The sequence below is a fragment of the Bacillus sp. ME78 genome (assembly GCF_903970865.1).
Classification (GTDB): Bacteria; Bacillota; Bacilli; order Bacillales; family Bacillaceae_G; genus Bacillus_A; species Bacillus_A cereus.
In genome coordinates this window covers 37342-58484 of sequence record NZ_CAJCKK010000029.1, presented here as the reverse complement: position 1 = coordinate 58484, position 21143 = coordinate 37342, and the positions used below count along the sequence as shown (strand labels likewise).

Genomic DNA, 21143 nt, shown 5'->3' with positions numbered 1-21143 from the left:
AAATTGACGTTTCACGTTGTTTGTTTCGTTCAGTTTTCAAAGAACTACTTGGTCGCTCATTTGCGACTTCCTTATGTTAACATCTTCGTTTTTCGATGTCAACTAAGTTTTTCAATTTCTTTTTTGTCGTTTTCTGCGTTTCCGCATCAGCGACGTTTATTAATTTACCATATACAAACTATTAACGTCAACACTTTTTAATAAAAAGTTCTTTTTCTTACATAACGAATACATTCCTCTGCGTTAGCAACTCTCCGAAATAAACAAAAAATGATTTTATATCTTTCTTCCATCGCCTTTTTTACAACTTCATGAATACGCTCATCTTCAAAATCAAATAAAAGTTCCTCTAACTCTCTCTTTAATATGTATTCCATCTCTTTTCTCTCTTCTTTTGTCAACATCAGCCCAAGCAAATGATCACCTCAATAATTCCTTACGTAACAATAAACGTTTCGCTCATTTTCACTTATTACAATCCTATCATTCATTATATCCACTACTTACGATATTAATCCTTTGTTCTCTTTTTTATATTTACAGCATATATGTAACTGAAAAGGATTGGACAAAGGGGCGTAATATTATGTTTTTCTTTTTTATTACGAGTAAGAGAACTTTTAAACACATTAGCTTAATAGTGATACTTTCCTTATTTACAGCATGGCTACTCTTTTTAAAAACATATTCACATGAATCTGCTTTTTCAACTGCTACAGGTCCTAAAGTAATTTACAAAGGAGATACCGCTAAAAAGCAAGTTGCATTTACGTTTGATATTAGTTGGGGAGACAAAAAAGCAATTCCAATCCTTGATACTCTTAAAGAAAGACAAATTAAGAATGCAACCTTCTTCCTTTCTGCTGCATGGGCCGAAAGACACCCCGATATTGTAGAGCGCATCATGAAAGATGGACACGAAATTGGTAGTATGGGTTACAATTACACATCCTATACTTCTCTAGAGACGAACGAAATAAGACGAGACCTTTTACGAGCACAAGATGTTTTTACAAAACTTGGGGTAAAACAAGTCAAGCTGTTACGTCCACCTAGTGGCGAATTTAACAAGGTAACCCTTAAAATTGCAGAATCACTCGGATACACCGTCGTGCATTGGAGTAATAATTCCAACGATTGGAAAAACCCAGGTGTAAATCACATCGTTTCCACCGTCTCTAATAATTTGAAAGGTGGAGATATTGTCTTATTACACGCATCCGATTCTGCCCTTCAAACAAATAGAGCTTTACCGCTGCTCCTGCAAAAATTAAAAAGTGATGGATATGAGCAAATATCCGTATCACAACTTATTTCCAACACAAGTACGAAAAGTGAAGATGTGAAATAGCTTCGTCCCTACTACTCTTCACGTATAAAAAGCTCTACTACCTTTCAAAAAGGTGATAGAGCTTTTTTAATCACACCATTTCCAGTAATATAACTGCTGATATATAAAACCTCTCTCTATTAAGCAGATTTACTCGTTTTTCCGATTAAACGATGTAATACAAGTAATTGATATGCATTACATAACAATAGCGGTATAACCATTAAATATAACCAATCTGTATCATTAATCCGAAGCGCCGGTACCCATTCAAGAATCGTTACAACAACCATAAAGAACAGAGCTGGCACAAATGCTTTTTTATTTGTTTCTTTACTTTTTACATAAGCAACAATTGCTCCAAACACAAATAAAATTCCGGCAACAAGTATGTTATTCCCCAATGAGATTTCTCCATTTGCAATAAGTACAGATCTTAAATACACAAAATCAAATAATACGAATGCAATAAAAAAGAGCTGGACTGCATTCCATAAAGACGATGAGCGAAACATCCCTAGTCCAAAACGATGGATTGTTAAATATGCAAAGAATCCCATTTGACTTATAACGCTAAAAATAAATCCTACACCCATCAACCAGAAAGATACCGCTAAAATCTCCTTAACGTCGAAATTTTGAAAAAATTCATTGTACCTGTCCCACTCCAAAACAAAACCAATAATAACTGTGCTAATCCCACCAAGAAACAACGTCGTTAAAAATAGTCGTACCCACTTGCGGCTATTCACAACACATCCCCCATTATCCTTATATTTCTAATTAAATTGTATCAATGACAATTTCAAAAAGCTAGCCATGTTCATGTATAAATTCCTTAAAGATATTTATATTAAAAAGAGAGAACTGTGCTGAAAGGAGTTCCAACTTATGAAACGGATACTATTCATTTTCGTTTCTTCTTTTCTACTTATCGCACTTGTAGCATGCGCACAAGGAAAAGAAACGAAATCCGAACTAGATTACGATCAAACAAAGAAAATGATTGTTGATATTTTAAAAACAGATCAAGGTAAGAAAGCTATTCAAGATGTATTAACTGATGAAAAAATGAAACAAGCACTCATACTAGATGAAACAGTAGTAAAGAAAACGATTGAAGATGCCATGGTATCCGATAAAGGGCAACAATTCTGGGAAAAGCTCTTTAAAGATCCTGAGTTCTCATCAAAGTTTGCTAAAAGTATGGGGAAAGAACAAACCCAATTAATGAAAACCTTATTAAAAGACCCTGAATACCAAGCAGGCGTTATAGAAATTATGAAAAATCCTGAAGTAGAAAAAATGATGTTACAAACAATGAAGAGTAAAGAATACCGTCAATATCTACAACAAGTACTAACAGAAACTACTGAAAGTCCACTCTTCCAAGCCAAGATGATTGATATCATTAGTAAAGGTGTACAAAAGGCTGAAAAAGGTGGATCTGATAAGAAAGAAGCAGGCGGTGACGGCGGTTCTCAAGGCGAGAAGAAGGAAGAACAGTAAAAAATAATAACTATAATAACGAGTGGACAATGTATAAATTGTCCACTCGTTATTACTTTATCTTGCTATTAACAGACAAAATGGCCCTCTAGTTAAGCGAAAGGTTTACTAGTTGTTGCCAGTAACAGATGAGCCCCACTGATTAAAGTTTCGCTTTATTTTTGTGTAACAGCTGTTTTATCAATTACTGTTTCAGCTATTTTACTATAAATAATGCCGGTTGTATGTGTATCTTCATATACCGAAGGAGCAAAGTCTTCTTTATTCCAATCGGGTTGTTGCAGTGGAATACGACCAAGAACATTCGTTTGTAGTTCGGTAGCTAACTTATCTCCCCCACCTCTTCCAAATACATATTCTTTCTCACCAGTTACCTTACTTTCAAAATATGCCATGTTCTCAACAACACCGAGAATACTATGTTCAGTGCGTAATGCCATCGCTCCAGCACGCGCTGCTACAAACGCAGCTGTTGGATGCGGCGTCGTTACAATAATCTCTTTGCAAGATGGCAACATTGAGTGCACATCTAACGCAATATCACCTGTGCCTGGTGGCAAATCTAATACTAAATAATCTAAATCGCCCCATTCTACTTCTGTGAAGAAGTGGTTTAACATTTTCCCAAGCATAGGTCCTCTCCAAATAACTGGTGCATTATCCTCTACAAAGAAGCCCATTGAGATTACCTTTACACCTAAACGTTCCACCGGAATTATCTTATCACCTCTTACGATGGGACGTTTTTCTATCCCCATCATGTCTGGCACACTAAAACCGTAAATGTCCGCATCAATAATACCAACTTTTTTTCCTAAACGAGCTAAAGCAACTGCAAGGTTAACGGAAACGGTTGATTTTCCCACGCCACCTTTTCCACTCGCTACTGCTAAGAATGTCGTTTTTGAATTTGGTGACAATAAAGATTCACTTTGCTCTGCTTCTTGTTCTGGTGCAAACTGAGCTAATTCCTCTTCTGTAAATTCTGCAAAACGAAGTCCAACTGTTGCTGCTCCAAGTTCTTTTAATAACTTTACAATTCCAGACTGCAACTGCATTTGTTCCGCTGTACCAGTTTTTACGATTGCAATTTTGACACTCACATGTTCCTTCTCAGGCTTGACTGTTACCTCTTTAATTGCACTTGTTTCTTTTAATGTTTTATGTAAAAACGGATCTACAATCCCTTCTAACGCTTCAACCACTTGTTCTTTCGTTACCATAATTAGCCCAGCCCCCTGTATGAAAAATAACGTAATGTTAATTGAATTTATCTCTGCTTATTCTTGAAATAAATGCGTTTACATTTCCAGTATAACATATTTTCCGAAAACTTCGTTAACGAGAGAAACTCAAAAAAATCCTCCTTATTCTGGAGGATTTCCTTTTTCCGTGAAATAGCGTAATATACCCCGGTATATTGCAGCCGCTACCTTTTGCTGATATTTCTCCGAATTTAACATATACCTTTCGTTCACATTCGATAAAAAGCCGGCTTCAATTAAAGCACCTGGTGTTTTAGAATACTTTAATAAATACACATGCGAAATTGTCTTAGCAGAACGATTCGTGTTCTCTAAACTTGTTCTCAATTCAGCCTGTATAAATTTTGCAGCACGTTCATTTTCAATTGAAGAGCGGTAATAGAACGTTTGTGCGCCCGTCGATCCACTACTAGTTAAAGCATTTAAATGAATACTTGCAAAAAAGTCTACATCAGGTTTATTGATGATTTCTACACGTTTTTTTAAATCCTCTGCTTTACGTCTACTATATGACTTTGTATCTTTGTTAGCTAAATCATAATCTCCCTCACGCGTTAAAATAACTAGTGCACCTTGTTCTTGTAAATAGTCTTGTACCTTTTTTGTAATTTCAAGCGTAATATCCTTTTCTATAATATCCTTTCCTCCAACAGCCCCTCCATCTGGTCCACCATGACCAGCATCTAATACAATTACTTTCCCTGATAAGGGTAAATTCCAAGCTCGCCACGATTTTGTAATTTGAAATTCTTGTTTGACTAAAAAAAACAATACAACCGCAGCGAGTGCAAAAGAGATAATTCGAATTCTCTTCATACCTTTCCTCCTCCAGCTAGTCCCTCTAATTACTTATATGGGACAAGAGGAAAGTTTATGCTTGTCTTAATGAAGCTTTAATCGATATCTTCTTTCACCTTTTTCATACCCTTCTTGCCACCACAATCCTATAAACTGCTGACAAGATTCAAAAAGTAATTCCTCATCTTTCAACTTTATTTCTCGCATAGTCATACTCGTTAAAAATTGAAATAGCGTTTCAGTTAATTGTTGTTCTTCTTCTAAAGCTCTATATTTCACATCAAAAAACGATTCACCATAATAACCAAATTTACTATATCTCGCTCCTAATAAATAAGATTCTATCCCTAATTCAATACAGTAATCTTCATACTGACGATGAAGCTCTTGCATTTGAAAGGCATCACGAATATTTGAACGTAATGTTTTTAATGATAATTCCCGCAACATCTTCCGCTCGTATTTTAACTGCTTTTCTTTTTGTTTTTCTTGTAAGCTGACAATGACATTCATAGTACTTATAAACCTCCCTAATACGTATTAGTCTAAACTTCTAAAGAAGAAGCATACGCGCGGCGGTAGCACTAAAATATTCCAAGCTATAAAAATTACAAAAGAGGAATGAAACATAAAAAAACCCCAACCAAAATGGTTGGGGTTTGTAGTTCGCAAAAATTAACGTTTTGAGAACTGAGGTGCACGACGTGCGCCTTTAAGACCGTATTTTTTACGCTCTTTCATACGTGCGTCACGAGTTAATAGACCTGCACGTTTTAGTGTTAGACGGTATTCTGGATCAGCTTTTAATAAAGCGCGAGAAATACCGTGACGAATAGCACCAGCTTGACCAGTGTATCCACCACCATTTACGTTTACAAGTACATCGTAGTTACCTAAAGTTTCTGTTGCAACTAGAGGTTGTTTCACTACTTCACGTAATGCAGCAAATGGGATATAGTTTTCAAAATCACGACCGTTAATGATAACGCGTCCTTCGCCTGGAACTAGGCGTACGCGCGCTACTGAACTCTTACGACGTCCAGTGCCATAGTATTGAACCTGTGCCAAAGTAAGCCCTCCTTTAATTAATTATCCGCGAAGTTCGTAAACTTCTGGTTTTTGTGCTTGGTGTGGATGCTCTGCTCCAGCATACACGTTAAGTTTCTTAGAAACTTGACGGCCTAAGCGTCCTTTTGGAAGCATGCCTTTAATTGCAAGCTCTAACATTTGTACAGGGTAGTTTGTACGCATTTCAAGAGCTGTTCTTTGCTTAAGTCCACCTGGGTGGTTAGTGTGACGGTAGTAAATTTTATCGTTTAATTTATTACCTGTTAAATGAATTTTCTCAGCGTTAATAATAATTACATGATCACCCGTGTCAACGTGTGGTGTAAATGTAGGTTTGTTTTTACCACGTAAAATGGATGCTACTTCAGTAGATAGGCGACCTAAAGTTTGACCTTCAGCATCAACCACATACCATTTACGCTCAACTTCGTTAGCTTTTGCCATAAAAGTCGTACGCATGTGTTTCCCTCCTCGTTATCTTTTCCATAGAAAAAATCTATTGTTTATCTTAAACACGATTTCCTTCCGGGGCTAATCGTGGTTTTAGAAACAATACCATATGTTATGATATACTTTTGAGTTTCTAATGTCAAGCAAATGTTACACCAGGATTAGTTGTTATAGTTTACCTCCCATAGGTAAAGCCCATGACCTGGAGCCATCTTTCCAGCAAACTGACGATTTTGTTTCGCTAAAATCTCTGGAATGCTATCAGGATCAAGCTTTCCTTGCCCTACGTTAAGTAACGTACCAACAATAATTCTGACCATATTATATAAAAATCCATTACCTACAAAACGAAAAATTAATTCATCGTCTTGCTCAATTAACTCGATTTCATAAATTGTTCGCACTTTATCTTTTTTGTCAGTTTTTGCCGAACAAAAAGAAGTGAAATCATGCGTTCCAATAAAATACGGAATTGCTTTTCTTATTTTTTTGATTTCGAGCGGATATGGATATTGATATACGTAATTTCTACGGAATACATCCGCAGTCTTTGATAATAATACACGATAACGATATTCTTTTCTCTCGACACCGTAACGTGCATGAAATTCTTCTGTTTTTTTCTCTACTTGCCTAATAACAATATCATCTGGCAACATTGTATTTAAAGCGTTACTCCATTGCCACTCTTCAAGAGACAAAGGAGTATCAAAGTGTATGACTTGTCCTTTTGCATGAACCGTAGAATCTGTTCTACCAGATGCCTGAACACGAACAAGTTCTCCCTTATGCAATTTCTGTAATGCTTTTTCTATCTCCTGTTGAACAGTACGATGCTTCGGCTGAATTTGATAACCACAAAAATGCATGCCATCATATGCAACCGTACATTTTATTCTATCCATTTCTCTATTCTCCATTACGATCGCACCCATGCCAAAATACAAGCTAAACAAAATAAGCTTACAATCGTTACTGTATCGCTTGTTTTCCAGCGTAGTTGCCTAAATTTAGTACGTCCTTCACCACTTTGGTATCCACGAGCTTCCATCGCAATAGCTAAGTCCTCTGCACGCTTAAAAGCACTGATAAACAGAGGAACAAGCAGTGAGATAATAGCTTTCATTCTATCTTTTATCGGTCCCCCAGCGAAATCAATACCACGTGATGCTTGTGCTTTCATTATTTTACTCGTTTCATCCATTAATGTCGGAATAAAACGAAGAGAAATTGACATCATTAATGCGATTTCATGAACAGGAACCTTTATACGCTTCAACGGCTTTAATAACGTCTCCAAGCCATCTGTAATTTCAATAGGTGTCGTCGTTAACGTTAATAATGTCGTCATTAAAATAATAACGAAGAATCGTACAGAAATGTATATCCCTTGCTCTAATCCTTTTTCATGTATCGAAAACCAACCAAGCTGGAGTAGTACATCCCCCTCTTTATTTGTAAAAATATGCAGGAAAAATGTAAAAAGAAAAATCCATAAAATTGGTTTTAAGCCCGAAAGTACATAACGAATCGGCACTTTTGCAAAAAATAAAGCAATGAGTGCATATAAAAATAAAAATCCATATGAAATCGCATTATTTGCTAAGAAAACAACAAATACATATAAAAAGACAATCAGCAGCTTCGTACGTGGATCAAGTTGATGAATAAGTGAATTCCCCGGGATATATCTCCCAATAATCAACTGCTGCATGATTCATGACCACCTTTTCGTAACACCTGCACAACTTCATGAGTAAGATCCTCTAAAGATAAGGTAGCCTTTGGAATTGAAATACCAAACTTCTCTTCAATTGCACGTTTATACTTTAATGACATAGGAAGATCCACACCAATTTTCTCTAGTTCATCAGCATGTGAAAATACTTCCTCTGCACTTCCTTGCAAAAAGACCGTTCCTTTATGCATAACTACAATCTGCTCCGCATACTGAGCGGCATCCTCCATATTATGCGTTACAAGGATAACTGTAAGCCCCTTCTCCTTATGCAACTTATAAAACATCTGCATAAGTTCGTTCTGCCCTTTTGGATCTAGACCTGCTGTAGGTTCATCTAATACAAGCACTTCAGGTTCCATCGCCAATACACCCGCTATCGCAACACGCCTCATTTGCCCGCCACTTAACTCAAACGGTGAACGTGTTAACAGTTCTGGCTCTAACCCTACAAGTTCAATTGCCTCTCTTGCCTTTTGCTTCGCTTCTTCTACAGATACCCCAAAATTAGTAGGGCCGAAACAAATATCTTTCTCCACAGTCTCTTCAAACAACTGATGTTCTGGGAATTGAAAGACAACCCCTACTTTTTTACGTAGTGGCTTTAGCTTTTTCTCTTTCTTTCCTGCCGAAATCAAATGTTCACCAATTTGAACTGTACCATTTGTCGGCTGCAATAAACCATTTAAATGTTGAATCATCGTCGACTTACCTGAACCAGTATGACCGATAATGGCATAATAGCCCCCACTTGGAAACGACACGTCTACATCATAAAGCGCGCGTCTTTCAAATGGAGTTTTATATTGATAACGATGTTCTACTTTTTGGAATGTAATCTCCAAAGTTCGTTCACCAAGCTTTCCATTGTAAGATGCGTATTTTGCAAAATAATTTCATTTCTTTTTAATAATTCTGCTATTTTCACCGAAAACGGTACATCTAAGCCAATTTCTTGGAGCATATGAGAGGACTTGAAAATTTTCTCTGGAGTCCCTTCCTCTAATATTTCTCCCTTATTTAAAATAATGACACGATCTGACTGTGCCGCTTCTTCTAAATCGTGCGTAATTGATAACACAGTAATACCTTTTTGATTAACAAGTTGTCTAACCGTTTCTACTACTTCACGTCTTCCTTGAGGATCTAACATTGACGTTGCTTCATCTAATATTAAAATAGATGGCTGAAGTGCTAAAACGCCTGCTATTGCCACTCGCTGCTTTTGCCCACCAGATAAGGAATGAGGCTCATCATTAAGAAAATCTTCCATACGGACAAGTCGTAAGGCCTGTTCTAATCTTTCAATCATTTGTTCTCTGGGCATTCCGATATTCTCTAAGCCAAATACAACATCATCTTGCACTGTTGTTCCAACAAATTGATTATCTGGATTTTGAAATACCATTCCAATTTGTTTTCGAACATCCCATATCGTTTCCTCTGATAAAACCATTGAATCATTTACTGTAATAGTCCCTGTTTCCGGCAAAAACAAACCATTCAATAATTTTGCAAGTGTAGACTTTCCTGAACCGTTTTGTCCAATAATAGATACCCATTCTCCCTCATATAAGGAAAATGAAACATCTTTTAATGCATACGTGGCTGCCCCAGGATATTGAAATGATATATTTCCTATCCGAAGTTTCTCTTTTTTCAATAGAAGGCACCCTTTCTTTCGCCAAGCTCGCCTATTTTTATATTTAAAAAAAAGGGCCATGACCAGTTTCTTGAAAAGAACTGTCCTGCCCTTTTAATTATCATTATACTAACTCGATAATTACCATTGGTGCTGCGTCTCCGCGACGTGGACCAATTTTTGCAATACGAGTGTATCCGCCTTGGCGCTCAGCATAGCGTGGAGCTACATCAGCGAATAATTTTTGAAGTGCATCTTGACCAGTCTCAGCGTTAGCTACTTCATTGCGAATGAAAGCTGCTGCTTGACGACGAGCATGAAGATCTCCGCGTTTACCTAAAGTGATCATTTTTTCCACTACAGAACGAAGTTCTTTTGCACGAGTTTCTGTCGTTTGGATGCGCTCGTTGATAATTAAATCAGTAGCTAAGTCACGTAACATAGCTTTACGTTGCGCACTTGTACGGCCTAATTTTCTGTATGCCATTCGTAGTTCCCTCCTTTGTTCATGGGTTTAAATCCTCAGTCGTCTTTACGTAAACCTAAACCTAATTCCTCAAGTTTATGTTTAACTTCTTCTAAGGATTTACGTCCTAAGTTACGAACTTTCATCATATCTTCTTCTGTTTTGTTCGCAAGCTCTTGTACAGTATTAATTCCTGCACGTTTTAGGCAATTATAAGAACGAACAGAAAGGTCTAGTTCTTCGATAGTCATCTCAAGAACTTTCTCTTTTTGATCTTCTTCCTTCTCGACCATAATCTCAGCATTTTGTGCTTCATCAGTTAAACCAACAAAGATATTTAAATGCTCAGTTAAGATTTTGGCACCTAAAGAGATAGCTTCTTTTGGCCCGATGCTTCCATCCGTCCATACATCAAGCGTAAGCTTATCATAATTAGCCACTTGTCCGACACGTGTCTTTTCCACTTGGTAAGTCACACGTGATACTGGAGTATAAATAGAATCAATAGGAATTACTCCTATTGGTTGATCTTCGCTTTTATTTGCATCAGCTGGCGTATACCCACGGCCACGCTTTGCAGTTAAACGCACGCGGAAATGCGCATCTTTTGCTAACGTTGCAATGTGTAAATCTGGATTTAAGATTTCTACATCACTATCGTGAGTAATATCAGCAGCTGTGACAATACCTTCGCCCTGCACATCAATTTCCAACGTCTTCTCTTCTTCAGAGTAGATTTTAAGAGCTAACTTTTTCAAGTTTAAGATGATCGTCGTAACGTCTTCTACTACGCCCTCAACTGTTGAAAATTCATGTAATACGCCATCGATTTGGATAGCAGTAACAGCGGCACCAGGGAGTGAGGATAAAAGAATACGACGTAAGGAGTTACCCAAAGTAGTACCATATCCACGCTCAAGCGGTTCAATTACGAATTTACCATATTTAGCATCTTCGTTAAGTTCAACCGTTTCGATTTTCGGCTTTTCGATTTCAATCATTAACTAAACCCTCCTTCAAAACGTCGAAACCCCGGTTAAACAAAGGTATAACCCCTGTCTAACCGAAAGTCCCCCTTAGGCAGTTCCCGATTGTGCACAACAAGCGATGTTTCTGTACGAAATTTCTCGATAATGCATCATATCCATTATAGACAAAAGGGAAAATTCTATACAGAAAAATTACACACGACGACGTTTTGGCGGACGACATCCATTATGAGGAACTGGAGTAACATCTCTAATTGCTGTTACTTCTAGACCTGCAGCTTGAAGAGCACGAATTGCAGCTTCACGACCAGCACCAGGACCTTTAACAGTAACCTCTAAAGTTTTTAAACCGTGCTCCATTGCAACTTTAGCAGCAGCTTCAGCAGCCATTTGCGCAGCGAATGGAGTAGATTTACGAGATCCACGGAAACCAAGTGCACCAGCACTAGACCAAGAAAGCGCGTTACCGTGAGTATCTGTAAGTGTTACGATTGTGTTGTTGAAAGTAGAACGAATATGAGCTATACCAGCTTCGATATTCTTTTTCACACGTTTTTTACGAGTGTTTGTTTTACGTGCCATTGTTAGTTCAACCTCCTTTACTTATTATTTCTTTTTATTTGCTACTGTACGACGTGGACCTTTACGTGTACGAGCATTGTTTTTAGAATTTTGACCACGAACTGGTAAACCACGACGGTGACGAAGACCACGGTAAGAACCGATCTCCATTAGACGTTTAATGTTAAGAGATACTTCACGACGAAGGTCTCCCTCAACTTTAATACGATCGATAACATCACGGATACGTCCTAATTCGTCTTCCGTTAAATCACGAACTCGTGTTTCTGAAGAAATACCAGCTTCAGTAAGAATTTTTTCAGCAGTTGTGCGACCAATGCCGAATACGTAAGTTAAAGAAATAACAACGCGTTTGTCTCGAGGAATATCTACACCTGCGATACGTGCCATTCTGAATGCACCTCCTTCTGATTAACCTTGTTTTTGTTTATGTTTAGGGTTTTCACAAATAACCATTACTTTTCCACGTCTACGAATAACTTTACATTTTTCGCAGATTGGTTTAACTGACGGTCTTACTTTCATGTCTCGAACCTCCTTAAAGATTACGGAGTGCTATATTATTTAAAACGGTACGTAATACGACCACGATTTAAATCGTACGGAGATAATTCTACCGTAACTTTGTCTCCTGGTAAAATACGAATGAAGTTCATACGGATTTTACCAGAAACGTGAGCCAATACGACATGCCCATTCTCTAATTCTACTTTGAACATAGCATTTGGCAACGTTTCAAGAACGGTACCTTCGACTTCAATTACATCATCTTTAGCCATTCAATAGTTCTCCCTTCTTCAAATCAGTAACATTTTACACTGCTCTGAAATCCCGGAGAGCCAGCTACTTATAAAGTGGTAAGGATTTCGTATCCTGCTTCTGTAAGAGCAATCGTGTGCTCAAAATGGGCACACCATTTACCATCTACCGTTACCACTGTCCAGTCATCAGATAGTGTTTTTACATATCGTCTTCCTTGATTCACCATCGGCTCAACACAGATGACCATTCCCGGCTTTAATCTAGGGCCTCTATTTGGTGGACCATAGTGCGGGATTTGAGGGTCCTCATGTAAGTCTTGCCCGATTCCGTGACCAACATACTCCCTAACGATCGAGAATCCATTCTCTTCAGCATGGGTTTGAACCGCATGTGAGATATTTGATAATCTCTCGCCTGGTTTTACTTGTTCTAGACCAAGATACAACGATTTTTCTGTGACATCAAGTAGCTTTTGAACAGATTCAGAAATGTTTCCAACTGGATACGTCCATGCAGAATCTCCATGGTACCCATTGTATTTCGCACCAATATCGATACTGATGATATCGCCCTCTTTGAGCTTGCGCTTTCCTGGAATTCCGTGTACAAGCTCTTCATTTACAGAAGCACATATGCTCCCCGGAAATCCGTTGTATCCTTTAAAAGATGGCGTAGCACCATATTTTTGAATCGTCTTTTCCGCTATTTGATCGAGCTCTTTCGTTGTAATTCCTGGAGTAATGTGCTGTTTCAACTCTTGATGAGTTAAAGCAACGATTCTGCCAGCTTCTCGCATGATTTCTATCTCGCGAGGAGTTTTGCAGATGATCATTACGCTAAGCCTCCGATGAGAACATCGATATCAGCAAATACTTTATTGATATCTTGCTCACCATTAATGCTTTTTAAGTAACCAAGCTCGTCGTAGAAATCAAGCAAAGGTTTTGTTTGCTTAATATTCACATCTAAACGATTTGCTACAGTTTCTTCATTGTCATCAGAGCGTTGGTATAATTCGCCACCACATTTATCGCACACATCAGCTGTTGCTGGTGGATTGAATTCTAAGTGGTAAGTCGCACCGCACTCTTTACAAATGCGACGGCCTGTAAGGCGTTTTAATAACAACCCTGAATCCACATTAATGTTTAAAACATAGTCGATTTTTTTGCCAAGATCTTTCATAATCTCTTCAAGAGCTGATGCTTGTGCAACAGTTCGTGGGAAACCGTCTAGTAAGAAACCTCTTACGCAGTCTTCTTGACTTAAACGTTCACGAACAATTCCGATTGTAACTTCATCTGGAACAAGTGCACCTTTATCAATAAAAGATTTTGCTTGTAGACCCATTTCAGTTTCAGCCTTCATAGCTGCACGGAACATATCTCCTGTTGAAATGTGAGGGATGTTATACTTGGCTACAATCTGTTCGGCTTGTGTACCTTTACCAGCACCAGGAAGCCCCATTAAAATTAAGTTCATCCTTGTTCCCCCTCAGTACATGAGCATGTAGGGAAGATGGTTCTTCCCACTTACTCACTGCTTGATAAACCCTTTGTAATGGCGTTTTACCAGTTGGCTTTCTAGCTGCTTCATTGTTTCTAAAGCAACGCCGACAACGATTAACATACTCGTTCCACCAATCTGTGCAGATGGAGGAAGATTTCCCAATTTCGTAAAGATAACTGGTAAGATTGCAATCGCTGCTAGGAAAATTGATCCTACAAAGGTCAAACGATACAAGATTTTTGTTAGATATTGTTCTGTATTCTTACCCGGACGAATACCTGGAACATATCCACCTTGCTTGTTTAGATTCTCTGACATTTGCTCTGGATTAACCTGAACAAACGCATAGAAATATGTGAAGGCTACAATGAGCGCAACATATATGATCATTCCCACTGGGTGAGAATAGTTAAAGTTTGCAATAATCCACTGCGATACATCATGTTTCGGGAAGAACTGTGCAATAGTTGGAGGCGTAATTAAGAATGAAACAGCAAAAATGACTGGAATAACACCCGCACTATTTACCTTAAGCGGTAAATGTGTGTTTTGTGCTCCAGCATGATTCCCATTCCCTCCTGTTACACGCTTCGCGTATTGAATTGGGATCTTTCTAACAGCTTGTTGAATGAAAATAACACCAACAATAACTGCTAGCACAGCTAGTAAAATCAATGCAACTTTAACGATACTCATGAACAATTGATCTCCGATATTTTGAAACTGTTGTTGATACACTTGAGATATAACACTTGGGATCGCTGCAGCAATACCGCCAAAGATAAGGATGGAAATACCATTACCCACACCTTTAGCTGTAATCTGTTCGCCTAACCACATTAAAAATGCAGTACCAGCAGTCAGTACCGTAGCAATGTATAAATAAGTGCTCCAACCAGGATTCAAAATTAATTGCCCACCTACCATACCGTTAAAACCGATTGACATACCAAACCCCTGAATAAACGCAAGAACAATTGTAAAGTAACGCGTGAATTGCGTTAGTTTACGACGGCCCATTTCACCTTGCTTCGACCATTCCGAAAATTTAGGAACAACATCCATCTGCAATAATTGCACGATGATGGATGCTGTAATATACGGCATGATTCCCATCGCAAAGATGGAGAAGTTTTTCAAGGCGCCACCGCCAAATGTATTTAGAATACCTAAAGCATTTAATTGGTCTTGTGCTTTCAGTACGTCTCCATTTGTAAATGGCACTGGGATAAACGTGCCAATCCTGAATACGATTAGCATCGCTAAAGTGAATAATATTTTACGTCTTATCTCAGCAACGCGCATAAAGTTGGAGATTGTACGAAACATTAGATCACCTCAACTGATCCGCCAGCTGCTTCAATTGCTTCTTTAGCACTTGAAGAGAACTTGTGCGCTTTAACAGTTAGTTTTTTCTCTACTGCTCCGCTTGCAAGAATTTTAACACCGTCGTTTAACTTGCTGATAACGCCAGTTTCCAGCAATAATTCAGGTGTTACTTCTGTACCATCTTCAAAACGATTTAACGTTGATAAGTTTACAATAGTAAACTCTTTACGGTTAATGTTTGTGAAGCCGCGTTTTGGTAAACGACGGAATAATGGAGTTTGACCACCTTCGAAGCCAAGACGAACACCGCCACCAGAACGTGCGTTTTGTCCTTTATGACCTTTACCAGCAGTTTTACCGTTACCAGAACCGATACCACGACCGACACGGTTACGTACTTTACGAGAACCTTCTGCAGGTTTTAATTCATGAAGTTTCATTCCCAGGCACCTCCTTATATTAATGAGTTATCCTTAAGCTTCTTTTACAGTTAAAAGGTGAGAAACTTTGTTGATCATACCAAGAATAGCAGGAGTTTCTTCCTTAACTACAGTTGAATTCAACTTTTTAAGACCTAAAGCTTCTACCGTCGCACGTTGATCTTGTGGACGACCAATTACACTACGAGTGAGGGTAATTTCTAACTTTTTCGCCATTTGTTTTCCCTCCTTAACCTAGTAGCTCTTCTACAGATTTACCGCGTAATTTTGCAACATCTTCAGCGCGCTTAAGTTCGCTTAATCCGTTCACAGTAGCGCGAATCATGTTGATTGGTGTGTTAGAACCAAGAGATTTCGAAAGAATATCTTGTACACCAGCTAATTCAAGTACCGCACGAACAGGTCCACCAGCAATAACACCAGTACCTTCAGCAGCAGGTTTTAAGAATACTTCACCAGCTCCAAAGTGACCGTTGATTGTGTGTGGAATTGTTGTACCAACTAATGGTACAGCGATTAAGTTTTTCTTAGCGTCTTCGATAGCTTTGCGGATTGCGTCTGGTACCTCTTGTGCTTTACCAGTACCGAATCCAACATGACCGTTTTTATCGCCAACTACAACTAGTGCAGCAAAGCGGAAACGACGACCACCCTTAACAACTTTCGCGACACGATTTATCGTAACTACACGTTCTTCAAGTTCTAATTTACTTGGGTCAATGCGATGCATCAATTTTCCCTCCTTTGACCATTAAAATTGTAATCCAGCCTCACGAGCAGCTTCAGCTAGAGCTTTAACACGGCCATGGTATAAGTAACCACCGCGATCAAATACTACTTCTTTAACGCCTTTCTCTACAGCACGCTTAGCAACTGATTCTCCAACTTTCGTAGCAGCTTCAGTATTGCTAGTACCGTTAAGAGCAAGGTCTTTATCAAGAGTAGATGCACTTACTAACGTTACACCATTCACATCATCAATAACTTGAGCGTAAATATGTTGGTTAGAACGGAACACGTTTAAACGTGGACGCTCTGCAGTACCAGTAAGTTTAGCACGTACACGTGCATGTCTTTTCTTACGAGTCGCATTTTTATCAGCTTTAGTGATCATTTTCTTGTCACTCCTTTCTCTCACCTAACGGGTTTACTTAGCAGTTTTACCTTCTTTACGACGAACAACTTCGCCTTCGTAACGAATACCTTTACCTTTGTAAGGCTCAGGAGCACGTACAGCACGGATGTTAGCAGCAAATTCGCCAACACGTTGCTTGTCGATACCTTTAATTACGATTTTAGTTGGTGCAGGTACTTCAACTTCAAGTCCTGCTTCCGGAGTCATTTCTACTGGATGAGAATAACCTACGCTTAAAACAAGTTTATCTCCTTGTTTTTGAGCACGGTAACCAACACCGACTAATTCAAGTCCGCGTGCGAAACCTGCAGTTACACCTTCAACCATGTTTCCGATTAAAGCACGAGTTGTACCGTGTAATGCACGGTGTTCCTTCTGTTCAGATGGACGCTCAACTGTTAGTGTATTTTCTTCAATTTTGATAGACATATCAGCATTGAATTTACGAGTTAATTCACCTTTAGGGCCTTTTACTGTTACAGTATTGTCTTCTGCAATTGTAATAGTAACACCTGCAGGGATTTCAAGAATCTTTTTACCAATACGAGACATGTGGTCACACCTCCGTTCGTTTTAAATATATATTACCAAACGTATGCTACTACTTCTCCACCAGTTTGTAATTGACGAGCGTCTTTGTCTGTCATTACTCCCTTAGATGTAGAAACAAGAGCGATACCTAATCCGTTAAGTACACGTGGTACTTCGTCAGCTTTAGCGTAAACGCGTAAGCCAGGTTTACTGATACGTTTTAATCCAGTGATTACACGTTCATTGTTTGCACCATATTTCAGGAAAATACGAAGGATACCTTGTTTGTTATCCTCGATGTATTCTACATCACGAATGAAACCTTCACGTTTTAAAAGTTCAGCGATCTCTTTTTTGATTTTAGAAGCAGGAACCTCTAATTTCTCATGACGTACCATGTTCGCATTACGGATGCGAGTAAGCATGTCTGCAATTGGATCTGTCATCACCATGTGTTTTACCTCCTTCCCATTTGTGGGTTTTACCAACTAGCTTTTTTAACACCAGGAATTTGACCTTTATATGCAAGTTCACGGAAACAAATACGGCAAAGTTTAAATTTGCGGTATACAGAATGCGGACGACCGCAGCGTTCGCAACGTGTATACTCTTGTACTTTAAACTTAGGAGTACGCTTTTGTTTCGCTATCATAGATTTTTTAGCCACGTTTTCGCCTCCTCTACTTAGCGTTGGCTTCCATTATTTTTGGAATGGCATACCGAATTGTGTTAAAAGTTCACGAGCTTCTTCATCAGTTTTCGCTGTAGTAACGATTACGATGTCCATACCGCGTACTTTGCTTACTTTATCATAATCAATCTCAGGGAAGATAAGTTGCTCTTTAACACCTAATGTGTAGTTCCCACGACCATCGAATGATTTCTTAGAAACACCACGGAAATCACGTACACGTGGTAAAGAAACCGATACTAATTTGTCGAAGAACTCATACATTTGCTCGCCGCGTAAAGTTACTTTCGCACCGATTGGCATACCTTCACGAAGACGGAAACCAGCGATTGATTTTTTAGCACGAGTTACAACAGGTTTTTGACCTGCGATTTGTGTTAATTCTTCTACTGCATTGTCTAAAGCTTTTGAGTTAGATACCGCGTCACCAACACCAGTGTTGATTACGATCTTTTCGATTTTCGGTACTTCCATCACAGATTTATAGTTAAACTTGCTCACTAGAGCAGGAGTAATTTCCTTTTGGAACTTCTCTTTAAGGCGATTCAATGAAGTGACCTCCTTTCTTAAGAAAATTATTTATCTAATAATTCACCAGATTTTTTTGCAATACGAACTTTTTTACCATCTTCTACTTTGAAGCCTACGCGAGTAGGTTCACCTGTTTTCGGATCTAAAATCATAACGTTAGAAACGTGAATAGGTGCTTCTTTAGTAATAATTCCACCTTGTGGATTTAATTGAGATGGCTTAGAGTGTTTTTTAACGATGTTAACACCCTCAACGATAACACGGTTTTGCTTTGGGAAAGCCACAAGGATAACGCCTTGTTTTCCTTTGTCTTTACCAGTGATTACCTGTACTTTATCACCTTTTTTTACATGCATCTTAATTCTGCACCTCCTTAGCAAGGCAATACCTTAAATTATAGAACTTCTGGAGCTAAAGAAACGATCTTCATGAAGTTGCTATCACGTAATTCACGAGCTACTGGTCCGAAGATACGAGTACCACGTGGGCTCTTATCGTCTTTAATGATAACCGCTGCGTTTTCATCAAATTTGATGTAAGAACCGTCCGGACGACGAGCTCCGCTCTTCGTACGTACTACTACTGCTTTAACAACGTCACCTTTTTTAACAACGCCACCTGGTGTTGCTTGTTTTACCGTAGCAACGATAATGTCACCAATGTTAGCATATTTACGACCAGAGCCGCCTAATACTTTAATTGTTAAAAGTTCACGTGCACCAGAGTTGTCAGCAACTTTCAAACGAGATTCTTGTTGGATCATGTTATGAAACCTCCCTTCGGACTAAAAATTCCGATTCGTCTATTTAGATAATAACCGCTTCTTCAACGATTTCAACTAAACGGAAACGCTTAGTAGCAGAAAGCGGGCGAGTTTCCATGATTTTAACGATATCGCCAAGTTTCGCTTGGTTTTGCTCATCATGGGCTTTGTACTTCTTAGAATACTTAACACGTTTTCCGTACAAGGAATGAGTTTTGTAAGTTTCAACTAAAACTGTAATCGTTTTGTCCATTTTGTCAGACACTACACGACCAGTATAAACTTTGCGTTGGTTACGTTCGCTCACTATGCAAACCTCCCCTCAATTTATCGATTAATTCCGATCTCTCTTTCACGAACTACAGTTTTCATACGAGCAATTGCTTTACGCACTTCACGAATGCGAGTTGGATTCTCTAATTGTCCTGTAGCAAGTTGGAAGCGAAGATTAAACAACTCTTCCTTTAAAGCTTTAACTTTTGTTTCGATTTCGGCAGTGGTTAATTCACGAATATCATTAGTTTTCATTAGATTCACCACCATTTTCTTCACGTTTTACGAATTTACATTTCACAGGTAACTTGTGAGCTGCAAGACGTAATGCTTCGCGTGCTACCTCTTCAGATACACCCGCGATTTCGAACATAATTTTCCCAGGTTTTACTACTGCTACCCAGCCTTCTGGTGCCCCTTTACCGGAACCCATACGTACTTCTAGAGGTTTTGCAGTGTAAGGTTTAGAAGGGAAAATTTTAATCCATACTTTACCGCCACGTTTCATGTAACGAGTCATTGCACGACGAGCAGCTTCGATTTGACGGTTTGTAATCCATGAAGCAGCTTGTGCTTGTAAACCGAATTCACCGAAAGCAACTTCAGTTCCACCTTTAGCACGACCACGCATTTTACCACGATGCTCTCTACGATATTTTACGCGTTTTGGCATTAACATATTATTTTCCTCCTTCCTCAGAAGCTTTCTTTTTTGTAGGAAGGACTTCTCCACGGTAGATCCATACTTTTACGCCTAATTTACCGTATGTTGTATCAGCTTCAACTGCTGCATAGTCAATATCAGCGCGAAGTGTATGAAGTGGAACAGTTCCTTCACTGTAAGATTCTGCACGAGCGATATCAGCTCCGCCAAGACGACCAGAAACCTGTGTTTTAATACCTTTAGCACCTGCACGCATAGCACGTTGAATAACTTGCTTTTGTGCACGACGGAATGATACACGGTTTTCTAATTGACGAGCGATGTTTTCGCCTACTAATTTAGCGTTAAGATCAGCTCTCTTAACTTCTAAAATGTTGATGTGTACACGCTTGCCTGTTAATTGGTTAAGAGCTTTACGAAGTGCTTCAACTTCAGTACCACCTTTACCAATTACCATACCAGGTTTTGCAGTGTGAATTGTAACATTTACACGATTTGCTGCACGTTCGATTTCTACTTTAGCAACAGCAGAATCTTTTAAGCGTACATTAATGTACTCACGGATTTTGATGTCTTCATGTAATAATGTAGCGTAATCTTTCTCAGCGAACCAACGAGATTCCCAGTCACGGATAACACCGACACGAAGACCAATTGGATTAACCTTTTGACCCATCG

At 38.7% G+C, this 21143-nt stretch carries 36 protein-coding genes; 2 read left to right on the top strand and 34 right to left on the bottom strand.

All coding sequences use genetic code 11. The features are described from left to right. Window positions 1–197 precede the first annotated feature (197 nt). Complete coding sequence (locus H6481_RS23410; RefSeq protein ID WP_000901145.1) at window positions 198–416, bottom strand: hypothetical protein; 219 nt, start codon at window positions 414–416, stop codon at window positions 198–200. A 170-nt stretch (window positions 417–586) separates the two neighbouring features. Here H6481_RS23410 and pdaB point away from each other — a divergent pair, with 170 nt between their 5' ends. Beyond that, window positions 587–1351 carry a polysaccharide deacetylase family sporulation protein PdaB gene (pdaB, locus tag H6481_RS23405; RefSeq protein ID WP_000464718.1) on the top strand — a complete coding sequence of 255 codons (765 nt, stop codon included), beginning with the start codon at window positions 587–589 and terminating at the stop codon, window positions 1349–1351. 119 nt (window positions 1352–1470) lie between these two features. On the opposite strand, the gene kbaA is transcribed toward pdaB, so the two are convergent. Next, complete coding sequence (kbaA, locus tag H6481_RS23400; protein WP_001088531.1) at window positions 1471–2082, bottom strand: KinB signaling pathway activation protein KbaA; 612 nt, start codon at window positions 2080–2082, stop codon at window positions 1471–1473. Window positions 2083–2221: 139 nt separating this feature from the next. Between kbaA and gerD the strand changes: the two genes are divergently transcribed. Beyond that, a complete protein-coding gene (gene gerD, locus H6481_RS23395; protein WP_000821602.1) occupies window positions 2222–2839 on the top strand; it encodes a spore germination lipoprotein GerD in 618 nt (205 codons plus the stop codon). A gap of 155 nt (window positions 2840–2994) precedes the next feature. Here gerD and H6481_RS23390 read toward each other — a convergent pair whose 3' ends face one another. From H6481_RS23390 to rpsC, 32 genes are all read right to left on the bottom strand, one after another. Beyond that, window positions 2995–4062: an Mrp/NBP35 family ATP-binding protein gene (locus tag H6481_RS23390; RefSeq protein ID WP_000256623.1), complete on the bottom strand. Its 1068-nt coding sequence runs from the start codon at window positions 4060–4062 to the stop codon at window positions 2995–2997. 144 nt (window positions 4063–4206) lie between these two features. Continuing rightward, the gene (cwlD, locus tag H6481_RS23385; protein WP_182813313.1) at window positions 4207–4920 is read right to left on the bottom strand and encodes an N-acetylmuramoyl-L-alanine amidase CwlD; all 714 of its coding nucleotides are present in this window, start codon (window positions 4918–4920) and stop codon (window positions 4207–4209) included. 66 nt (window positions 4921–4986) lie between these two features. Next, on the bottom strand, window positions 4987–5415 hold the full coding sequence (locus H6481_RS23380) for a DUF2521 family protein (protein WP_001101005.1): 429 nt from the start codon (window positions 5413–5415) through the stop codon (window positions 4987–4989). 162 nt (window positions 5416–5577) lie between these two features. Next, window positions 5578–5970 carry a 30S ribosomal protein S9 gene (gene rpsI / locus H6481_RS23375; RefSeq protein WP_000079986.1) on the bottom strand — a complete coding sequence of 131 codons (393 nt, stop codon included), beginning with the start codon at window positions 5968–5970 and terminating at the stop codon, window positions 5578–5580. A gap of 21 nt (window positions 5971–5991) precedes the next feature. Continuing rightward, complete coding sequence (gene rplM / locus H6481_RS23370) at window positions 5992–6429, bottom strand: 50S ribosomal protein L13 (protein ID WP_001260795.1); 438 nt, start codon at window positions 6427–6429, stop codon at window positions 5992–5994. A gap of 152 nt (window positions 6430–6581) precedes the next feature. Next, on the bottom strand, window positions 6582–7325 hold the full coding sequence (gene truA, locus H6481_RS23365; protein ID WP_015055073.1) for a tRNA pseudouridine(38-40) synthase TruA: 744 nt from the start codon (window positions 7323–7325) through the stop codon (window positions 6582–6584). Between the two features lie 14 nt (window positions 7326–7339). Next, complete coding sequence (locus H6481_RS23360; RefSeq protein ID WP_001186530.1) at window positions 7340–8134, bottom strand: energy-coupling factor transporter transmembrane protein EcfT; 795 nt, start codon at window positions 8132–8134, stop codon at window positions 7340–7342. Continuing rightward, a complete protein-coding gene (locus H6481_RS23355; RefSeq protein WP_000406539.1) occupies window positions 8122–9003 on the bottom strand; it encodes an energy-coupling factor ABC transporter ATP-binding protein in 882 nt (293 codons plus the stop codon). The genes H6481_RS23360 and H6481_RS23355 overlap by 13 nt, the downstream gene beginning before the upstream one ends. After that, window positions 8979–9821 carry an energy-coupling factor ABC transporter ATP-binding protein gene (locus H6481_RS23350; protein WP_182813311.1) on the bottom strand — a complete coding sequence of 281 codons (843 nt, stop codon included), beginning with the start codon at window positions 9819–9821 and terminating at the stop codon, window positions 8979–8981. Before H6481_RS23350 ends, H6481_RS23355 begins: the two co-directional genes overlap by 25 nt. A 103-nt stretch (window positions 9822–9924) precedes the next feature. Next, window positions 9925–10287, bottom strand: coding sequence for a 50S ribosomal protein L17 (gene rplQ, locus H6481_RS23345; protein ID WP_000331490.1), 363 nt, complete (start codon window positions 10285–10287; stop codon window positions 9925–9927). 35 nt (window positions 10288–10322) lie between these two features. After that, on the bottom strand, window positions 10323–11267 hold the full coding sequence (locus H6481_RS23340; RefSeq protein WP_000569643.1) for a DNA-directed RNA polymerase subunit alpha: 945 nt from the start codon (window positions 11265–11267) through the stop codon (window positions 10323–10325). Between the two features lie 180 nt (window positions 11268–11447). Then, on the bottom strand, window positions 11448–11837 hold the full coding sequence (rpsK, locus tag H6481_RS23335) for a 30S ribosomal protein S11 (protein WP_000101797.1): 390 nt from the start codon (window positions 11835–11837) through the stop codon (window positions 11448–11450). Between the two features lie 24 nt (window positions 11838–11861). Further along, a complete protein-coding gene (gene rpsM / locus H6481_RS23330; RefSeq protein WP_000090792.1) occupies window positions 11862–12227 on the bottom strand; it encodes a 30S ribosomal protein S13 in 366 nt (121 codons plus the stop codon). Window positions 12228–12248: 21 nt separating this feature from the next. Next, the gene (gene rpmJ, locus H6481_RS23325; protein WP_000868344.1) at window positions 12249–12362 is read right to left on the bottom strand and encodes a 50S ribosomal protein L36; all 114 of its coding nucleotides are present in this window, start codon (window positions 12360–12362) and stop codon (window positions 12249–12251) included. Window positions 12363–12397: 35 nt separating this feature from the next. Beyond that, window positions 12398–12616, bottom strand: a complete 219-nt coding sequence (infA, locus tag H6481_RS23320) for a translation initiation factor IF-1 (protein ID WP_001029884.1) — start codon at window positions 12614–12616, stop codon at window positions 12398–12400. A 68-nt stretch (window positions 12617–12684) separates the two neighbouring features. Next, window positions 12685–13431, bottom strand: a complete 747-nt coding sequence (gene map / locus H6481_RS23315; protein WP_000582539.1) for a type I methionyl aminopeptidase — start codon at window positions 13429–13431, stop codon at window positions 12685–12687. After that, complete coding sequence (locus H6481_RS23310) at window positions 13431–14081, bottom strand: adenylate kinase (protein ID WP_001048997.1); 651 nt, start codon at window positions 14079–14081, stop codon at window positions 13431–13433. Before H6481_RS23310 ends, map begins: the two co-directional genes overlap by 1 nt. Window positions 14082–14135: 54 nt before the next feature. Then, window positions 14136–15437, bottom strand: a complete 1302-nt coding sequence (gene secY / locus H6481_RS23305; protein ID WP_000490118.1) for a preprotein translocase subunit SecY — start codon at window positions 15435–15437, stop codon at window positions 14136–14138. After that, window positions 15437–15877, bottom strand: coding sequence for a 50S ribosomal protein L15 (gene rplO, locus H6481_RS23300; protein WP_000766083.1), 441 nt, complete (start codon window positions 15875–15877; stop codon window positions 15437–15439). The genes secY and rplO overlap by 1 nt, the downstream gene beginning before the upstream one ends. Before the next feature lie 33 nt (window positions 15878–15910). Next, window positions 15911–16093 (bottom strand): 50S ribosomal protein L30, encoded by a 183-nt coding sequence (gene rpmD / locus H6481_RS23295; RefSeq protein WP_001085233.1) that lies wholly within the window; start codon window positions 16091–16093, stop codon window positions 15911–15913. Window positions 16094–16106: 13 nt separating this feature from the next. Next, window positions 16107–16607 (bottom strand): 30S ribosomal protein S5, encoded by a 501-nt coding sequence (gene rpsE / locus H6481_RS23290; protein ID WP_000554646.1) that lies wholly within the window; start codon window positions 16605–16607, stop codon window positions 16107–16109. A 21-nt stretch (window positions 16608–16628) separates the two neighbouring features. After that, window positions 16629–16991, bottom strand: coding sequence for a 50S ribosomal protein L18 (gene rplR / locus H6481_RS23285; RefSeq protein ID WP_000628818.1), 363 nt, complete (start codon window positions 16989–16991; stop codon window positions 16629–16631). A gap of 33 nt (window positions 16992–17024) precedes the next feature. Continuing rightward, window positions 17025–17564, bottom strand: a complete 540-nt coding sequence (gene rplF, locus H6481_RS23280; protein ID WP_000086551.1) for a 50S ribosomal protein L6 — start codon at window positions 17562–17564, stop codon at window positions 17025–17027. 32 nt (window positions 17565–17596) lie between these two features. Beyond that, window positions 17597–17995 carry a 30S ribosomal protein S8 gene (rpsH, locus tag H6481_RS23275; protein ID WP_000245511.1) on the bottom strand — a complete coding sequence of 133 codons (399 nt, stop codon included), beginning with the start codon at window positions 17993–17995 and terminating at the stop codon, window positions 17597–17599. Window positions 17996–18024: 29 nt separating this feature from the next. After that, complete coding sequence (gene rpsN / locus H6481_RS23270; protein WP_001085700.1) at window positions 18025–18210, bottom strand: 30S ribosomal protein S14; 186 nt, start codon at window positions 18208–18210, stop codon at window positions 18025–18027. Between the two features lie 33 nt (window positions 18211–18243). Then, on the bottom strand, window positions 18244–18783 hold the full coding sequence (gene rplE / locus H6481_RS23265; protein ID WP_001080829.1) for a 50S ribosomal protein L5: 540 nt from the start codon (window positions 18781–18783) through the stop codon (window positions 18244–18246). 26 nt (window positions 18784–18809) lie between these two features. Beyond that, entirely contained in the window at window positions 18810–19121 is a 312-nt protein-coding gene (gene rplX / locus H6481_RS23260; RefSeq protein ID WP_000558200.1) for a 50S ribosomal protein L24, read from the bottom strand. A gap of 38 nt (window positions 19122–19159) precedes the next feature. Next, window positions 19160–19528 (bottom strand): 50S ribosomal protein L14, encoded by a 369-nt coding sequence (gene rplN / locus H6481_RS23255; protein WP_000615912.1) that lies wholly within the window; start codon window positions 19526–19528, stop codon window positions 19160–19162. Between the two features lie 43 nt (window positions 19529–19571). Further along, window positions 19572–19835 (bottom strand): 30S ribosomal protein S17, encoded by a 264-nt coding sequence (rpsQ, locus tag H6481_RS23250; protein WP_000004106.1) that lies wholly within the window; start codon window positions 19833–19835, stop codon window positions 19572–19574. 20 nt (window positions 19836–19855) lie between these two features. After that, the gene (rpmC, locus tag H6481_RS23245) at window positions 19856–20056 is read right to left on the bottom strand and encodes a 50S ribosomal protein L29 (protein ID WP_000855718.1); all 201 of its coding nucleotides are present in this window, start codon (window positions 20054–20056) and stop codon (window positions 19856–19858) included. Further along, window positions 20046–20480 (bottom strand): 50S ribosomal protein L16, encoded by a 435-nt coding sequence (gene rplP / locus H6481_RS23240; protein ID WP_000928971.1) that lies wholly within the window; start codon window positions 20478–20480, stop codon window positions 20046–20048. Before rplP ends, rpmC begins: the two co-directional genes overlap by 11 nt. Window position 20481: 1 nt before the next feature. Then, on the bottom strand, window positions 20482–21141 hold the full coding sequence (gene rpsC, locus H6481_RS23235) for a 30S ribosomal protein S3 (RefSeq protein ID WP_000529956.1): 660 nt from the start codon (window positions 21139–21141) through the stop codon (window positions 20482–20484). Between the last annotated feature and the right edge of the window lie 2 nt (window positions 21142–21143).

Coding starts and splice junctions, on each gene's coding strand:
- rplM (WP_001260795.1), bottom strand. CDS start 6,429: ATGCGTACGACTTTTATGGCAAAAGCTAACGAAGTTGAGCGTAAATGG.
- rpsH (WP_000245511.1), bottom strand. CDS start 17,995: ATGGTGATGACAGATCCAATTGCAGACATGCTTACTCGCATCCGTAAT.
- H6481_RS23360 (WP_001186530.1), bottom strand. CDS start 8,134: ATGCAGCAGTTGATTATTGGGAGATATATCCCGGGGAATTCACTTATT.
- H6481_RS23310 (WP_001048997.1), bottom strand. CDS start 14,081: ATGAACTTAATTTTAATGGGGCTTCCTGGTGCTGGTAAAGGTACACAA.
- pdaB (WP_000464718.1), top strand. CDS start 587: ATGTTTTTCTTTTTTATTACGAGTAAGAGAACTTTTAAACACATTAGC.
- rpsM (WP_000090792.1), bottom strand. CDS start 12,227: ATGGCACGTATCGCAGGTGTAGATATTCCTCGAGACAAACGCGTTGTT.
- rplP (WP_000928971.1), bottom strand. CDS start 20,480: ATGTTAATGCCAAAACGCGTAAAATATCGTAGAGAGCATCGTGGTAAA.
- H6481_RS23340 (WP_000569643.1), bottom strand. CDS start 11,267: ATGATTGAAATCGAAAAGCCGAAAATCGAAACGGTTGAACTTAACGAA.
- truA (WP_015055073.1), bottom strand. CDS start 7,325: ATGGATAGAATAAAATGTACGGTTGCATATGATGGCATGCATTTTTGT.
- rpmJ (WP_000868344.1), bottom strand. CDS start 12,362: ATGAAAGTAAGACCGTCAGTTAAACCAATCTGCGAAAAATGTAAAGTT.
- H6481_RS23380 (WP_001101005.1), bottom strand. CDS start 5,415: ATGAATGTCATTGTCAGCTTACAAGAAAAACAAAAAGAAAAGCAGTTA.
- rplX (WP_000558200.1), bottom strand. CDS start 19,121: ATGCATGTAAAAAAAGGTGATAAAGTACAGGTAATCACTGGTAAAGAC.
- infA (WP_001029884.1), bottom strand. CDS start 12,616: ATGGCTAAAGATGATGTAATTGAAGTCGAAGGTACCGTTCTTGAAACG.
- rplF (WP_000086551.1), bottom strand. CDS start 17,564: ATGTCTCGTATTGGTAAAAAGATTCTTGAAATCCCTGCAGGTGTTACT.
- rplR (WP_000628818.1), bottom strand. CDS start 16,991: ATGATCACTAAAGCTGATAAAAATGCGACTCGTAAGAAAAGACATGCA.
- H6481_RS23390 (WP_000256623.1), bottom strand. CDS start 4,062: ATGGTAACGAAAGAACAAGTGGTTGAAGCGTTAGAAGGGATTGTAGAT.
- map (WP_000582539.1), bottom strand. CDS start 13,431: ATGATCATCTGCAAAACTCCTCGCGAGATAGAAATCATGCGAGAAGCT.
- rpmD (WP_001085233.1), bottom strand. CDS start 16,093: ATGGCGAAAAAGTTAGAAATTACCCTCACTCGTAGTGTAATTGGTCGT.
- secY (WP_000490118.1), bottom strand. CDS start 15,437: ATGTTTCGTACAATCTCCAACTTTATGCGCGTTGCTGAGATAAGACGT.
- cwlD (WP_182813313.1), bottom strand. CDS start 4,920: ATGAAGAGAATTCGAATTATCTCTTTTGCACTCGCTGCGGTTGTATTG.
- rpsE (WP_000554646.1), bottom strand. CDS start 16,607: ATGCATCGCATTGACCCAAGTAAATTAGAACTTGAAGAACGTGTAGTT.
- rpsK (WP_000101797.1), bottom strand. CDS start 11,837: ATGGCACGTAAAACAAACACTCGTAAAAAACGTGTGAAAAAGAATATC.
- rplN (WP_000615912.1), bottom strand. CDS start 19,528: ATGATCCAACAAGAATCTCGTTTGAAAGTTGCTGACAACTCTGGTGCA.
- rplQ (WP_000331490.1), bottom strand. CDS start 10,287: ATGGCATACAGAAAATTAGGCCGTACAAGTGCGCAACGTAAAGCTATG.
- rpmC (WP_000855718.1), bottom strand. CDS start 20,056: ATGAAAACTAATGATATTCGTGAATTAACCACTGCCGAAATCGAAACA.
- gerD (WP_000821602.1), top strand. CDS start 2,222: ATGAAACGGATACTATTCATTTTCGTTTCTTCTTTTCTACTTATCGCA.
- rplO (WP_000766083.1), bottom strand. CDS start 15,877: ATGAAACTTCATGAATTAAAACCTGCAGAAGGTTCTCGTAAAGTACGT.
- rpsC (WP_000529956.1), bottom strand. CDS start 21,141: ATGGGTCAAAAGGTTAATCCAATTGGTCTTCGTGTCGGTGTTATCCGT.